This window comes from Algibacter sp. L4_22 (assembly GCF_023473045.1).
GTDB lineage: Bacteria > Bacteroidota > Bacteroidia > Flavobacteriales > Flavobacteriaceae > Algibacter.
Genome location: NZ_JAMCOK010000011.1, coordinates 20,362 through 37,679 on the forward strand (window position 1 = coordinate 20,362; position 17,318 = coordinate 37,679).

The 17,318-nt window shown below is 35.0% G+C and carries 10 protein-coding genes; all 10 read left to right on the forward strand.

Annotation, left to right across the window (positions count from 1 at the left end):
* Positions 1 to 9: 9 nt before the first annotated feature.
* The 10 genes from M4I23_RS19000 to M4I23_RS19045 all read left to right on the forward strand — a co-directional run bounded on the left by M4I23_RS19000 (position 10) and on the right by M4I23_RS19045 (position 16,824).
* Positions 10 to 1,428, forward strand: coding sequence for a sulfatase (locus M4I23_RS19000; RefSeq protein WP_249755443.1), 1,419 nt, complete (start codon positions 10 to 12; stop codon positions 1,426 to 1,428).
* Positions 1,429 to 1,449: 21 nt separating this feature from the next.
* Positions 1,450 to 2,895, forward strand: coding sequence for a hypothetical protein (locus M4I23_RS19005; RefSeq protein ID WP_249755444.1), 1,446 nt, complete (start codon positions 1,450 to 1,452; stop codon positions 2,893 to 2,895).
* Between the two features lies 1 nt (position 2,896).
* A complete protein-coding gene (locus M4I23_RS19010; RefSeq protein ID WP_249755445.1) occupies positions 2,897 to 3,862 on the forward strand; it encodes a hypothetical protein in 966 nt (321 codons plus the stop codon).
* A 32-nt stretch (positions 3,863 to 3,894) separates the two neighbouring features.
* The gene (locus M4I23_RS19015; protein ID WP_249755446.1) at positions 3,895 to 5,496 is read left to right on the forward strand and encodes a sulfatase; all 1,602 of its coding nucleotides are present in this window, start codon (positions 3,895 to 3,897) and stop codon (positions 5,494 to 5,496) included.
* Between the two features lie 91 nt (positions 5,497 to 5,587).
* On the forward strand, positions 5,588 to 7,750 hold the full coding sequence (locus M4I23_RS19020; protein ID WP_249755447.1) for an alginate lyase family protein: 2,163 nt from the start codon (positions 5,588 to 5,590) through the stop codon (positions 7,748 to 7,750).
* Between the two features lie 84 nt (positions 7,751 to 7,834).
* Entirely contained in the window at positions 7,835 to 9,262 is a 1,428-nt protein-coding gene (locus M4I23_RS19025; RefSeq protein ID WP_262922307.1) for a sulfatase, read from the forward strand.
* A 123-nt stretch (positions 9,263 to 9,385) separates the two neighbouring features.
* Positions 9,386 to 11,635: a hypothetical protein gene (locus tag M4I23_RS19030; protein ID WP_249755448.1), complete on the forward strand. Its 2,250-nt coding sequence runs from the start codon at positions 9,386 to 9,388 to the stop codon at positions 11,633 to 11,635.
* A 49-nt stretch (positions 11,636 to 11,684) separates the two neighbouring features.
* A complete protein-coding gene (locus M4I23_RS19035; protein ID WP_249755449.1) occupies positions 11,685 to 12,461 on the forward strand; it encodes a sialate O-acetylesterase in 777 nt (258 codons plus the stop codon).
* 25 nt (positions 12,462 to 12,486) lie between these two features.
* The gene (locus tag M4I23_RS19040; RefSeq protein WP_249755450.1) at positions 12,487 to 14,115 is read left to right on the forward strand and encodes a right-handed parallel beta-helix repeat-containing protein; all 1,629 of its coding nucleotides are present in this window, start codon (positions 12,487 to 12,489) and stop codon (positions 14,113 to 14,115) included.
* A gap of 15 nt (positions 14,116 to 14,130) precedes the next feature.
* Positions 14,131 to 16,824 (forward strand): glycoside hydrolase family 2 TIM barrel-domain containing protein, encoded by a 2,694-nt coding sequence (locus tag M4I23_RS19045; RefSeq protein WP_249755451.1) that lies wholly within the window; start codon positions 14,131 to 14,133, stop codon positions 16,822 to 16,824.
* The last annotated feature ends 494 nt before the right edge of the window (positions 16,825 to 17,318 follow it).

The following is a 17,318-nucleotide window of genomic DNA, read 5'->3' on the forward strand; positions in this document are numbered from 1 at the left end:
AAGTTATATATGACCAATCTATTTTTTTATAAACAGGCTTTGTTTTTTACTCTTAATTTAGTCGTGTTTCAAGGTTTCGCTCAAAAGATGCAACAAAGTCAGCCCAATATTATTTTAATTATGGCGGACGATCTAGGGTATGGAGATGTTGGGTTTAATGGAAACCAAAACATTATTACCCCTCATTTAGATGATATGTCTAAAGAAGGTGTAACTTTTACCGATTTCTATGCGGCAGCACCATTATGTTCTCCAACACGAGCTAGTGTTTTAACGGGTAGAAGTCCATTTAGGCAAGGCATTTTTGCGGCACACACAGGAGGTATGAGACCTGCAGAAAAAATAATTCCAGAGTATCTAAAAAAAGAAGGTTATGAAACTGGATTTTTCGGTAAATGGCATTTAGGTTGGTTGGAACCCGACAAAGTAGAATCTCGCGGAATGTACTCACCACCATGGCATCATGGGTATGATGAAACTTTTGCTACTAAAAGTGCTGTGCCTACATGGAATCCAACAAAAACACCAGAAGGTTGGAAAAGTTGGGGTGCTATGGATGATGGGTCGTGGGGCGGATCTATTTATATTGAAAACGGAACACCGGTAACCGATAATTTAGAGGGAGATGATAGTCGAATTATTATGGATCGCGCTATTCCTTTTATAGAAAAATCTATTTCAGAAAATAAACCCTTTTTAGCTACTATTTGGTTTCATACACCACACGAACCTGTGGTTGCAGGACCGGAGTATTTAGCAAAATACCCAAACCTTTCAGAAGGGCAAAAACATTTGTATGGCTGTATCACGGCTATGGACGATCAAATTGGGCGCTTACGTAGGTTCTTAAAAGAAAAGAATATTGAAGATAATACCATTATCTTTTTTACTAGTGATAATGGACCTTCGGGACCAATTACTAAAAAAGGAATCGCTTCTGCGGGTCCGTTTCGTGGGCATAAACACCTTATGTACGAAGGTGGTTTAAGAGTACCTTCTTTAGCACTATGGCCAGGGAAAATTAAAGCCAATCAAAAGTTAAATTATCAGGCTTCGACGGTAGATTATTTACCTACTATTTTAGATATCCTTGATATTAAACCAAGCAAGAAAATTCCTTTGGATGGCGTGAGTTTAAAACCAGTACTATTAAATGGCGCTTCCGAAGAAAGAACCGTTCCTATCGCTTCAGGTTATCAGCGTTTGTATAATGGAACAGAACTTTATGCATTGGTTAGCGGACAATATAAAATTTGTATTCCGAATAAAGGAGATAGCATGATGCTTTTCGATTTAAAAAGCGACCCTGGAGAAAAACACGATTTAGCTTTAGAAAAACCAGAAGTATTAAAAACCATGATGGCAGAACTAGAAAAAATTAAAGCATCATGGAAAAATAGCCGAGAAGGAAAAGATTATCAGTGGTAAAATTGAATAAAAATTAAAGTCATGAAAAAAATATCTGTTATATTTTTAGCAAGTTTATTCGTTGGTTGCGTAAATACAAAACCAAAAGAAAAGCCTGCTACAAATGCTGATAAAGAGTTTGTAATGGTTGATGCTAAGGTAAAAGTGTATCACAAAGATGACACTCGAAGTTATAAAGATTATAAACCTTTTAAAACTCGAACAGTAGAATTTCTTCCAGGTTATAAAGTACCTAAAAATAAGGAAGAAACGAGTAAGTATGGTGGCGATTTAAGTAAACAAACAGGTGCAGCAACAGGATTTTTTCATGTTAAAAAAATAGGCGATCGTTGGTGGGGTATCGATCCGTTAGGCTATCAATATTTTAATATTGCTTTAAATAGTATCAATACTGGGAAATCTGAACGTACTAGAGCAGCGTTTACAAAAAAGTTTCAAACTAAAGAAAACTGGATAAACCAAACGTTAAGCATGTTACAAGACAATGGTTTTAATAGTGCAGGTTCTTGGAGTGATGTGGATGCAATTGTAGAAGTAAATAAAACCTTAGAAAAACCATTTCCGTATACGGTAAATTGGAATTTTATGAGTAGTTACGGGCGCAAACGTGGTGGAACACACCAGCAACCTGGACATACGGGATATCCAAACGATGCTATTTTTGTGTTTGATCCAAATTTTGAAACCTTTTGCGATACGCACGCTAAAAAACTGTTACAATATAAAGACGATCCTAATTTATTCGGACACTTTTCCGATAACGAAATGCCTTTTAAATTTAAAGCTTTAGATAATTATTTAAGCTTACCAACTGACGATTATGGATATAAAGCCGCCGCAAATTGGTTAAAAGAACAAGGAATTACCAAGAAAGAAATTACAAACGATCATCGCGAATTATTTATGGCTGTTGTAGCCGATAAATATTTTTCAATAATTTCTAAAGCCATTAAGAAGTACGATCCTAACCATATGTATATTGGCTCACGTTTTTATGCTAAAGAAAAAAATCACGAAGCATTTATGAAAACGGCTGGTAAATATCTCGATATCATTTCTAATAATTATTACAATTACTGGACGCCAGATGCAGAACAAATGCGCTATTGGGAAAAATGGTCGGGTAAACCCTTTATAGTTACCGAGTATTATACAAAGGGAGAAGATTCTGGTATGGGAAATACTAGTGGAGCTGGATGGATTGTACGTACACAAGAAGATCGCGGTCTTTTTTATCAAAATTACAATCTAGCTTTATTGGAGTCTAAAAACTGTGTGGGTTGGCATTATTTTAAATATCAAGACAACGACCCAACGGCTAAAGGTGTAGATCCTTCAAATATTGATGCTAATAAAGGTATTGTAAGTAATGAATATGAAGTTTGGGAACCAATGATGAAAAAAATGGAAGCTCTAAATAATAATGTTTATAGTTTAATTTCATATTTCGATAACAACAAAAAATAATATGAACCATTCCAGCGCATTATATGGTCTAATTTGCTTATTTATAACTTTAGGAGCTTCATCTTGTAAATCCAAATCGGATGTTATAGATTGGGGAAATTATGAGTTTGTTAGGGCAGAAAACAACCCCATGATTTCTCCCAAAATGGATGGGCTAGAAGGTAAAATAGGCGGTAATATTAATGGGCCTTCAGTTATTAAAGTTCCCGATTGGGTCCAAAACCCTTTAGGTAAATATTACATGTACTTTGCTCACCATCATGGTAAATTTATTAGGTTAGCTTATGCCAATTCGCCTACCGGTCCATGGACAATTTATAAACCAGGTGTACTTCATATCGATAAAACCGCAGCAGTAGGTCATATTGCATCACCAGATGTTATTATAGATGACGAAACAAAAACCATGAGAATGTATTTTCATAGCTATAACCATAACAAAGAAGGGCAAAAAACGTTTTTTAGTACATCTAATGATGGGCTGAATTTTGAGGCATCAGAGACTGTATTGGGGCCTTCGTATTTTCGAGTTTTTAAATACCAATTTAGTTATTACGCTTTAGTAAAAGGTACTTTTTATCGTTCGGAAGATGGCATGCAACCGTTTAAGAAAGGCGCTTTAATATTACCAAAGGCAAGACATACAGCATTAAGCTTAAATGGAGATAAACTCGTTGTGTTTTATTCTCAAAAGGGAGATTCACCAGAACGTATTCTTAATTGTGAAGTCAATCTTTCTGAAGGCACATGGGAGAGTTGGAAGGCTAGTACTCCAAATGAAATTTTAAAACCCGAAAAAGATTATGAAGGTGTTAATCTTCCTATCGAAACATCTGTAAATGGTTTTACTCGAAATCCGGTTCATGAATTAAGAGATCCCGCTATTTTGATTGATAATAACGAGGTATATCTCTATTATTCTATTTCTGGTGAATTTGGAATTGCAGTCGCAAAACTGAAAAAATAACCTAATAAGCAACAATCATAATAAAATTCATAATGAAACAAATATTTGCAGTATTTATAATTTTTTTGTTTTTATCAAGTTGTTCGTCAACTAAAAGTAAAGAGACTTCAACTGAAACGCCGCCAAACGTGCTTTTTATTTCTGTAGATGATTTAAACGATTGGGAAGGCGCATTACTTGGGCATCCACAGGCTATTACACCTAACATGGATAGGTTATTTAGCGAAGGTATTTTATTTACAAATGCCCATGCATCGCAACCTGTTTGTACAGCTTCTAGAAACTCAATTCTAAGTGGTATTCACCCAACGTCATCCGGTTGGTATAGCTCTACGGCTAATATGAAAAAGAATTATGAAACCGTCATGGCAAACCATAGTATGCTACCAGAGCATTTTAAAAACAATGGCTACAATACCTACGCTACAGGAAAAGTTTTCCATAGCGGTGAATCGGATTATAAAGATAAAACAGATGATTTTTGGACCGAATATTCACCTCAATTTTGGAGAAATATGGAGCCTCATATAAAAGAAAATGGTTATGGGTATCGAGGTACTATGTTTTATCCTTTTCCAAAAAATGGAGGTCAGTTGGTAGAACTTTATGGTGAAAAAGATATAATTGAAAACTATAAGGATACTAATAGGTTTTACTCCTTATGTGGCGGCCCTTTAGAGGATGAAGACATACCTGAAAAAGGCATGTATGATGAACAAATAGCTAATTGGGCAATCAATAAGCTTAATCAAAAACAAGATAAACCATTTTTTATGGCAGTTGGTTTTATTCGTCCGCATGTACCGTATACAGCACCAAAAAAATATTTCGATTTATACCCTATCGAAGATATTGTTGTGCCAGAAGTTCCTGAAGATGAATTTGAAGATATTCCCATTATGGGAAAAGCCATTGCTTATGGTTACACACCTCGTGGCGGTTGGGGCGATGTAAGCCAGAAAAAAGAAATTTTACCAGAATTGGTACAATCGTATTTAGCTTGCGTAACATTTGTAGACGAGCAAATAGGAAAGGTAATTGATGCTTTAGAGAAAAGTCCGAATGGAAAAAACACCATTATTGTTTTATGGTCCGATCATGGGCAACATCTAGGAGAAAAAAGACATTTTAGAAAACAAGCCCTTTGGGAAGAAGCTACAAAGGTGCCGTTATATTTCAAAGTACCAAATAACAAAAGTAACGGGCAAAAAAGTAGTCAGGTGGTTAGCCTTTTAGATGTGTACCCAACATTAACAGAACTTTGTAATCTTCCTGAATTATCAAAATTAGAAGGCGAAAGTATGGTACCTTTAATTAATGAGCCAGAAACAAAAACAGAGCGGTCTATATTAACAACATGGTATTACAAAAACCATGCAGTAAGGAGTAACAATTGGAGATACATTAGGTATCGCAATGGCGGCGAAGAATTATACAATCATAAAACCGACCCTGGAGAACACATTAATTTAGCTGGTAATCCTGAATATGCAGAGGTTATTGAAGCGCATAAAAAATGGTTACCAAAACAGGATGCTATTCCTGCTGGTTCGACAGAGTGGAAAGGCGATAAACTAGATAAAAGAGTAAAAGATTGGACAGATAATGGTAATATACCAGATTGGTTAAAGTAATTCTAACCGAATAGAAATTGCCAGATGATTCAGAATTATTCAAAATTGAAGTTATAACAGTACTAGAAACAGATTTAAAACATCTCCAAAAATGGAAAGAAGAGAGTTTTCGAAATTAGGTTTATTGGCATCTGGGGCACTTATATTACCGCTGGGTTGTATGGGTAATTCTACACCTCCAATAATTGGTGGTAATGAAAAGCTATTTCTGAATGAGCAGGATTTTGAACGTATAAGAGAAAATATAAAGCAATTTGGCTGGGCTAAGAAACGTTTTGAAGTATTGAAGAATACTGTTTCTCGGTCGGAAGATGACTTTTTTAAAAGTCATTGGAAAGGGAGCTGGCGCCAATGGTCAACCGGGCAATATTTAAAATATATAGCAATACATTATCGGCTGACAGGTGACGACACAAAGCTGATTCAGATTAAAGAACATTTAATAAGTGAGTTTAAGTTGAACCAGATGGAAGTTCCCTATAATAAATTGGGTTTGCCTACCAGCAAGGAAATCTGGTCGTGGGGAATGTCTAGAATGAATTATTTCTGGACATGGGACATGGTCAAAAACCATCCCATAATGAGTTCTTTCAAAGATGCTTTAATGATTCGTTTTGAGGAAATTACTCAGCAGTATTTACGATATGAAGATAAATTTATTGGCCGATTGGGAAATACTCAGTTTTGGGGTATATCAGCAATGGGTGTTATGGGGTTTTTAACATCAAATGAAGAAGCTATTGATCGTTCTATCAACGGCAAATTTGGCTTGAAAACTGCCCTTGATAATAAAATAAGGGATGGGAAATTTTGGCCTGAACCTTCCAATTATTCCATTCATTATGTATTATGTGCAATGAGTTTATTGGCTGAAGCTTCACGGGTAAGTGAATATGAGGATTTATACCATTATGTATCTCCAAGTGGAGGCTCTATAAAAGGAATGATTGACGGATTGTTTGAACTATGCTATCCGCAAGGTTTATTAGCATCTAATGGCGATGCCGCACATCTTGCCATCTTGAATTCAAATGGAGAAGTACTCAAAAATCAATATAGTGGAGGATATTTGTTTGACGATCCGGCGGATCGTGTGGTAAACAAATTTGAGATATTTTATAAAGCCTATAAAGACCCAAAATATGCTTGGGTGATTAACAAGCAAAAAGAGCGTTTTAGTCTAGATGTGACTGTTTGGGGAGATAATACGCTTATTTATGGAATACCTTTGGAGAACATAGAAGCTCCATCTTTTCAAAGCTCTGTATTCCCAGAACACGGACATGCTATGATTAGTACGGTGGAGGGTAAGAATTATTGGAACGGGAAAAATAATGTTCTACATGTACGAAATGGAAACACCACGCAATATCATGGAAATGACGATCCATTTCACTTCGATCTAATTGTAAATGGAAAAATGATATATCTTGATTGGGATTTAGGCTGGAATTATTTGGCACCAAAACCTTCAAGAAACAATCGTAACAAAACACCAATTTCTCATTATAGTATAGGTCATAATACGGTTCTTGTTGATAAAAAAGGACCAGATAAAAGAAGGTATCAGCTACCTCAGAGAATTGAGGAATTCAGTGATATTAATTTTTCGGATATTAAAGATACGGGGCGCATGAAAACGATCTCTCTTGAGGGATCAATCTATGAGGGTGTAAATCAAAGGCGAACATTTGGAATTACCCCCGATTATCTTATCGATATATTTGAATGTAGCAGTGATGAAATTCACACTTATGACTACATCTTACATAATGAAGGCGCCTTTGAATTGTATACAAAAATAGATTTGGAAGATTATGATGGTTTTGATAAAGACTATAAGCTGGAACCTATTGACTCTGAATCAACAGAAGAGGGTAATTCTTGGTTAAGAAAAGGAAAAAAAGGCCTTGTCCATAATTCTTGGCAGGGTGGTTTTTTTGACGAGGAAGGAAAACGCGTAAAACTTGATGTTGGAGGCGAAAAGGGTACCGAGGTTTTTGTAACAAACACCCCAATGGTTGTCGACAATGGATGGAATGATACACCAGAAAACCTAAAAAAGCTTACCAAGCCAATGTTAATTATCAGAAGGGAATGTAAATCAACAAAATTCATCGTGGTACATCAGCTAACAAATTTGGATAAACCATTTAAGGTAATTCGGGGAGAAAATAACATTGAGATAATGACGGAAGATTATTCGGATACGATAGAACTAAAAGGTAATCGTTTATTACTGACATCAAAATAATATTTTGAAAAGGCAAAATTAAATTATTTAATACTAAACCATGGCGTTCATAAATAAAATAAAAAGTAATTAATAAAAAATAATATGAATTATTTAAAAATTGTACCACTCATATTACTTCTGATTGGTAGCAGTACTGCGACTAAACTTATAGCACAAGAAAAAAAACCAAATGTGCTTTTTATTGCTGTAGATGACCTAAATGATTGGGCAGGTTATATGGGCAATAACCAAACAATTACACCACACATGGATGCACTAGCTTCACAAGGAACATTTTTTAAGTCAGCTCATTGTCAATACGCGGTCTGTGGTCCTTCACGTGCAAGCGTAATGTCTGGAATGTATTATCACAGTTTGGGCTTCGGAATGGAAGGCAGTATACAGCGGGAGGATGAAGAGGTTGTTAACGCTGTTAAAGAAAAAGGTTCTTCATTGATTTATCAATATTTTGCGGATTATGGTTATAAGACGATGGCAGCTGGTAAGCTACTTCATCACCACGTTCCCGAAGAAACGGTTGATGTATCTCACGGTCGTGGTTCATGGGACTTCAATCTAGATGAAAATGGAAAAAAGAAAAGACTAAACTGGTTTGGCTCAAAAGGACTTTTAGATTGGGGCCCAATACACAAACCAGAAAATGAAATGAGTGATTATAAAGCCGCAGAGTGGGCTGTAGATCAACTATCACAGGAACACAATAAACCATTCTTCTTAATGACAGGTTTTATGCGTCCGCATACGCCTTTATATATTCAACAGAAGTATTTAGACATGTATCCTCTTGATAAAATCGAACTTCCGCCTTATAAAGCAGATGATTATGATGACATTCCCAAAGCAGCTGAAGAGGTTTGGAATTCTTATCCCGATGTGCCTTGGGCGATTAAGAACAACCAGTGGCGTAAGATGCTTCAGGCTTATATGGCTTGCATTACCTTTACAGATACTCAAGTTGGAAAAATATTAGATGCCCTAGAAAAGAGTCCGTACAGAGATAATACCATTGTCGTTTTATGGTCGGATCATGGATTTCATATGGGAGAAAAAAGTAGGTTTCAAAAACACACCGCTTGGGATCGTTCAACTAAAGTGCCATTAATCATTAAGGATCCTAGATCTAGTTCAATAAACGGTATCGCAAAACCGGTTGAATCTAACGTTCAACTTATTGACCTTTATCCAACATTATTGGAGTTATGCGGGCTTCCTGAAAATAAACAAGTTGAAGGGCAAAGTCTAGTTCCTCTTATAAAAAATCCTAGCCTTAAATGGGAACACCCAGCTTATACTTTCAGAAGAGGGAAATATGCTACTGTGAAATATGGTTCGTATCGATTTACAGAATATTTTGATGGTTCTCAGGAACTTTATAACCAGGAAAACGATCCAAATGAATGGAATAACTTAGTACATTCAAGTGATGAGAAATATAAAGCTATCATCGAAGATATGAAAGGCTTGTTGCAAAAACCACATGCGGTATTGGGTTACGAGCAGTCCAAGTAGAGATGATGCTTTAAATTTAAAAAGAGTGAATAGACGATTTAATATTATGAAGCTGGATGAGCTATTGGAGTAATAGAGAATTAAAACGAATAAATAGTAGATAAATTAAATAGTGATAACAACATGAAAGTAACTAATGGTGCTACCAAATTAGTTTTAATAGTATTTTTTTGTACAGTGTTTATACCACTTCAAGGGTATGCAGGAAACATTGTTGATACTAGCGATTACGCATATTGGAGAAAACTGGCAACGACTTCTAAAATGTTTGGGGACATGAGAACTAGTGCTATTTCCATTGCAAATCTAGGAGATGGGGAAACCCGGGATGTTATGGGAGCTAACGCACTAGCATATATTCTAGACCCTGCAAATAAAGCTAAATATATTAGTGCTATTAAAAATAAATTCGAAACCAGAATTCAAACTATTGTAATTGGTAATGGCGCCGCTACATCTTCCGTTCGCTCTCATGAATTGTTTTATGCGCTTTTGGCACTCGATGTTATTCGATATGATTTGGATGCAGAGGTTCTTTCTAAATATGAAAGTTGGCTAGAAGATAAAATAATGGCCTTAGTAATAGGAAAATGGGATCCTCATGGATGGGCTATGAGAATGATGTATTATAAATATATTGGAGATGATGCTAAATTTCAAAATGCAAAAAAAGAATTTGATATAGGATTATCAGAGCACTATATGCCTAATGATGGAGTATCACCTGCAGGTAATGGCTACTGCGTACAACGATGGAACTCCATTGAACGTGCAGCCAAAAATACCATGTTAGATATCATGGAATATATGGGGTATAACGAATATTACACTAACCCTGGGATTGTAGGATTAAAAGAATTTATATATGGTTATGCTACAGCGCCTTTCGGTAGAATTTTACTGTATGGCGATTCGCGAAATACCGAAGTTCAAAAACCATGGGATATTGAAGAAGGGAATATCATTTTGTCTCCACATTTAGTTTCGGGGGCTCGCTTTTCACCAGAAGCCTATAGATATGGCATGTGGGTATTGCGTGAAGGTGCTGGTGTTTCAGAAGCTGTTTTAAAAGGTCATTTATCTAATTACCTCATTATGGCAGGAACAGCTGTAAAAAATAATCCATTAGAATTTAGTACGGATGATGCAGAATTAGCACCAAGTCGCTTGTTTGAAAATTATGCTGCTTTAAAATCAAAAGATCAATCTACCAATGGCCTTTACATGAGTATGATGAATCTTAAGGGTAATATTGAATATCATACCCATTATGAAACTAACGCATTGGCATTGGCGGGATATGGCGAAATTTTAATGCGTAATGCGGGATACGATGGGCCTAGTACCAACGCAACTATAAACGGAGTAACGGCTACTTTCGATTTTATGCATTCAAATTCCGAAGCAGCTAATACGTTAATGATAGGCGGAAAAAGACATACCTCAAAAGTGGGAGATGGTATTGTTGAAGGCATAATAGGACAGAGTATAGAATATTTTAGAGGCTCTAGTAGTAAAGCTCTAGAAGGAACTCATTTTAGAGATGTAGTATTCATGCAACCTTCAAATAACGTTAATGGCTATTATGTGGTTATGGATCATGTTACTACGGATAAACAGGAAGATAATGTTAATGTAGTGTGGCATCCTAATTCAGCAATTTTAAATACCGTTAAGAATACCACCGAATATTTTTCTGAAATTAAAATAGAAAAAGGAAATTCAGGACCTCGTTTGTATTCTAATAATAAGACTACATTAACTACCTTTTTGGGAACAGAACCAGCATCGGTAGAATTAAAAAAGATAGCCAATCAAGATAGATCTGGGTATGCCTTTGCTTCAGATTATATGTATGTTAATTACAATACACGCAACCAACAAGCCGATATTCTAACGGTCCTATTTCCTGGTGATAAAACCCATAAAGCCGGAGATTTAAAGAGAATTACAACAGGCGATTATTCAGGGAGTGAAATTTCCCAAGGTCAGGTTGTAGATGTGGCACTTACCTCACATGGAAATGGAATAGGAAAACGTGGTTTAGAATCTTTTCAAGGAGAAGATATAGTTTACAGAAAACTAGGAGGGAAGTTGGTTTCTTATTTTGTAAAGGGGTTATCCTTTAAATCAGGGCAGCACACGTTAATAGGGGTTCAATCCGAAGCTTCAGTTGCATTATCCATGAATATAGGGGTTGACGCTGAATCAGCAACAGGAAAAATTGTTTCTCCTGGGACTAAAGTGACTTTTTATGCAGTAGGTATTTCATCAGTAAAAATAGATGGTATAAAAGTCCCTATAGTTAATTCTAAAGCGAATAATGTTACCGTTATTATTCCGAAAGGCACTTTTAAGGTTGAATTATTGTAATGGCTTTTTGAAAAAACGAATAGAAAATTAATTGAAAATAGAATATTAAATGAATAAATTCAAAATACTTTTATTGGTATGTGTTGTTTTTTTGTATCAATGTAAATCAACATCTAGTTTAGAAAAAAGTAATACTCAAACAATGGATCTTTACCTATGTATCGGGCAATCTAATATGGCGGGGCGAGCACCCATAGAGTTGCAAGATCAAGATAGCATTCCAAATGTATTTCTCTTTACAGGAATTGAAGATATGCCATGGGAAAAAGCAGCAAATCCTTTAAATAAATATTCTACGATTAGAAAGGATTTGAAAATGCAAAAAATAGGTCCTAGTTATGGTTTTGCAAAAGAAATGACTCAAGCCATTCCAAATCAAAAAATAGGATTGATTGTTAATGCCAAAGGTGGTACGTCAATTGAAGAATGGGAGCCAGGAAAGACCTTTTATAATGAAGCCATAAGTCAAGTGAAAAAGGCCATGAAAGATGGTGTTTTAAAAGGTGTTATTTGGCACCAAGGTGAAGCGAATTCAAGAAAACATAAACAATATATGCTAAAAATAACGGCATTAATTGAAGCTTTAAGAAAAGATTTGAACGCACCTAATTTACCCTTTGTTGCCGGACAATTATCACCAGATAAACCACTACGAAATAATTTTAATACCATGATTTTGGAGTTGCCAAACAAGGTTAAAAATACAGGTGTTGTAACTACCGAAAATACATCAACTATAGATAAAACACATTTTGATAGTGCAAGTCAGCTACTTTTAGGAAAACGCTATGCCACCGAAATGTTAAAACTAATTTCAGAAAAATAATAAAATTAAAACGCTTAAAATTATAATGAGAAATAGAATTGTTTACGTTTTTGTTTTTATGTCTGCCTTGTTGCAAGCGCAAACCACCTATTTTGTGGACGATCTTATTGGGCAAGATACCAACAATGGTACAGGTAAAGAAGCGCCGTTTAAAAGCATCGAAAAATTAAATCAATTGCAGTTAAAACCAGGTGATTCTGTGCTTTTTAGAAGAGGCGGCTCCTGGAAAGGCAACTTTATACCAAAGGGAAGTGGTGCTAAAAACAAACGCATAGTTTTTGGAGCTTACGGTTCGGGACCAATGCCTGTTTTAGATGCTGCTGGTAGCATTGCTAATGGAGAATCTGTATCCTATACTATTCGATTTTTTAATCAAGAATATTTAGAATTACGCGATTTAAAAATTAAAAATCACGCCGTTTCAGAAACGCCAAGGGAGTATCCATTAAAAAATAATACGACTTATGTATATGCGCCTAAAATGGGTGTTTATATTGAAGGAAAGGATTGCGGGACACTTCACGATATTCAATTAATTAATTTAGAGATTTGCCATGTAAATGGTGATATGAGTACCAAAGATAATGGAGGTGTTTTTGTTAAAATTACTAGAGATAAAAACGTTTCACAACAGATAAAATCTAATTTCGATGGTTTGTATGTTGAGGGCTGCTACATACATAATGTAGATAGAACAGGTTGGTCTAACAAATCTGTTTGGGACCGTAGATCTTTAAATAGCAGTTGGGGCGAAACGCTAGCAAATGGTAAAATTCACAATTGGTATCCAAATACAAATGTTGTTTTTAGAAACAATAAATTCGAAAAAGCTGGTGCTAATGCTTTAATTGTTAGGGTGGCAAAATCACCATTAGTAGAACATTGCTTGTTTACCTATAATGGCATTAAAGGTAGCGGTAATGCATCTTTCCCATTTAATTGCGACAATGTTCTTTTTCAGTATAACGAAGCGTCCTATACGTATTATAATAGTAAAGCCGATAGTTGGGACCATAAACCAGATGTAGATGCAGGTGGTTTCGATAGTGATTGGAATTGTAAAAATACTATATTTCAGTACAATTATAGCCATCATAACGGTCATGGAGGCATCCTTATATGTAATGATGGTGCTAGTAAAACTAGTTTTAATGATGGCACAATTATTAGGTATAATATTTTTGAAGACAACGCTCACCACATTGTAAGGAATTCCGGTACAACTACTAATACTAAAATTTATAACAATGTCTTTTTTGCAGGAAAGGCGCATGATGCAGTACAGCTTATTTATCATAAAAGCTGGAACGGATATCCGGATAATACGGAATACAAAAACAATATATTTTATTCATTAGGCGAAGGGAATATGTTTCAATTTACTAAAAGTACTAATACCACTTTTCAATCCAATACCTTTTTTGGGGATATAATAAACGAGCCTAAAGATTCAGCTAAAAGTAAATTGAATCCGCAGTTTAAAAGTGCTATGGCTGCTGGAACGAATTGGAAGTCTTATTTAAGATTTTTATTAAAAGATGAATCTCCGGATATTAATAAGGGAGTAAAAATTAATGGCCACCCAATGATTGACTTTTTAGGAAATCCAATACAAGGAAATCCAGATCGTGGCGTATTCGAAAATATTGATTAACTATTACTATTGAAAATGAAAAAAAATATTTATGTTTTAATGTTTACCATCGCAGCTTTTTTTAGTGGATGGTCTCAATCGCATCAAAAATTCACCATTAATAATAACTGGGTGTTTTATAAGGGTGATATAGATGTTTCTAAGATTGAAAATTCTTCAACAGAAAAAGAAGCCCAATGCGAAACAATAAACATTCCGCATACATGGAATAATATAGATGCGACAGACGATACACCAGGCTATTACCGTGGAATTGGTTGGTATAAAAAAAGCATATTTATAGCAGAAGAAGAGCGTCCAAAAACTAAAACCTTCATTTATTTTGAAGGTGCAAACCAAGTGGCCGATTTGTATGTAAACGGAAAATGGGTAGGGCAGCATAAAGGTGGTTACACAAGGTTTCATTTCGATATTTCATCATTTTTAAAATATGGTCATGACAATATTTTGGCTGTAAAAGTAGATAACAGTCATAATATTGACATTCCACCACTATCTGCCGATTTTACATTTTTTGGAGGTATTTATCGCGATGTATTTTTACTAAAACGTAGCGCTATTCATTTTTCAATGGACGATTATAGTACGTCGGGTGTTTACATTAGCACACCTGAGGTTTCAAAAACTATAGCTAAAGTTGAGGTAAAAAGCCTGATTAAAAATGAATTGAGCGGCAATAAAGCTGTTAACCTTGTAAATCGAATTATTGATAAGTATGGACAAACGGTTGCAACCACTGCTAAAAAAGTAAAATTCAGCAAAAGCGAAAAAAACAAAACGATTTTAGAGGCTTTTACTATTAAAAACCCGCAGTTATGGTCACCCGATAATCCGTATTTGTATAACGTAATTACCCAAATTGAAGATGTTAAAACGGGAGAGGTTTTAGATCAATCTATAAAGCCTTTAGGGTTACGTTGGTTTAACTTCGACCCAGAAAAAGGATTTTTCCTTAACGGTGAGCATTTAAAATTAATAGGTACAAACAGGCATCAAGATTATTTAAAAAAAGGAAATGCATTATCCGATGAAATGCACATGCGCGATATACGTTTGTTAAAAGAGATGGGTGGTAATTTTTTAAGAATTGCACACTATCCGCAAGATCCAACCGTGCTAGAAATGTGCGACAAACTTGGCATTTTAGCTTCAGTAGAAATCCCTATTGTAAACGCCATTACCGAATCGGAAGCCTTTACCGAAAACTGCCTTGTTATGGCAGAGGAAATGGTAAAACAAAACAACAACCACCCATCGCTTATTATTTGGGCGTATATGAATGAGGTGCTTTTACGTTTACCGTTTAGTCAAAAAACAGAAAAAGCACGTTATGAAATTTATGCAAAAAATGTCACCCAACTGGCGTCTAAAATAGAAGCTCATATTCGAGAACTCGATTCTAGTCGATATACCATGATTCCTAATCACGGTGCTATTAGCCGTTACAAAGATGCAGGTTTAACTGCGGTGCCTATGATTCTTGGTTGGAATTTATACCAAGGTTGGTATGGTGGTGTTTTTAAGGGGTTTGATGAAAATCTAGATGAACTCCATAAATTGTTCCCAAATCAAGCTTTAATTGTAACAGAATATGGTGCAGACGTACATCCTAGATTGCATTCCTTCGAATCGAAACGATTTGATTATACTGTAGAATATGGCAATAAGTTTCACGAACATTATTTAAAAGCCATTGTTGAAAGACCTTTTATTGTAGGGGCTAATATTTGGAATTTAAACGATTTTTATTCCGAATCTCGAGGTTATGCTTTGCCAAGAACTAATTTAAAGGGTATTACAACTTTAAACAGAGAAAAGAAAGACACGTGGTGGTTGTATAAAACCTATCTTTCTAAGGAGCCTGTGGTTAAGTTTGGGCAAAACCAATGGACAATTCGTGGTGGTGTTGCCGAGGCAGGCACGCAACATTGTACGCAGCCTGTTACGGTTTATAGTAATGGTAATTCGGTAGAATTATTACATAATGGAAAAACTTATAATGCTGAGGTTAAAAATAATATTGCTCGTTTTTCAATACCATTTGTAAACGGAACTAATGCTTTGGTTGCTAAAAGTATCTTGGATTCAAAGACTTTTGTCGATGTTATGGATGTCGATTTTAGGTTAGCACCAAATAAGTTTTCTAATTATAAAGATGAATTTTATCAACTGAATGTGCTTTTAGGTTCAAAAAGAATGTATGAAGATAAAAAGCAAAGCATTATTTGGATTCCAGAAAAAGCATACCAATCAGGTAGTTGGGGATTTGTAGGTGGCCAGCCTTACGAACCTAAGACCAAATATGGTAGTTTACCGAGTTCAGAGTTAGATATTATCGATTCAGAAAACGATCCCGTTTATCAAACACAGCGTGTTGGAATAGAGCAATTTAAACTTGATGTTCCGGATGGAAAGTATGCCATAACCTTACATTGGGCAGAACTAGAATCGGATAAAGAAAATGAAAAATTAGTCTATAATCTAGGAAACGATAAAGTAAAGGAAGATATTTCAGATCGGGTTTATAATATTCTTTTTAATACCGTTTATATTGAAAAAGAATTTAACCTAAGAGCACGTTATGGCTCAGAAAAAGCAGTTCAAATTAAATACGAAGTACAGGTTACTAATGGTAAAGGTATCGCTATTGATTTTGAGAAAATTAAAGGTTTACCTGTGTTAAACGCTGTGCAGGTTAGAAGTATATAAATTATAATTAACTGTACTAGTACTATATTTATGTATATGTTGAATCTCTTCGTTAGTTTTTTACTATAATGAGGTTTAATAAAATTTAGGCTAAATTAATCCTATTAATAGTTAAGTTAAAAAAAAGCACCAAATGTTTTAGCAAAATAAAAAAAGCCAAGAATAAAATTCTTGGCTTTCCCTTTGTTTACCTGTAGCGAGAATGGGGCACGATCCCATGACCTCCGAGTTATGAATTTAGAGCGTACTATGTTAAATCAATATGAATACCTTTAAAATTCATTAAAAATGAAGCTTTAGATTTTATTTAGTATTAAATGAAATCAATTAATATCAAAGAATGTTTTAGCTATGTTTTAGCAGCGTATAAATACACATAATTTTATCTTTATTAAAAATCAATACTTATGGCATCAGTAACACCTTTTTTAGTTAAACGACCAAATTCAAAAAATCTACATCCAATAACTATAAGAATAATAAAGGATCGGAAG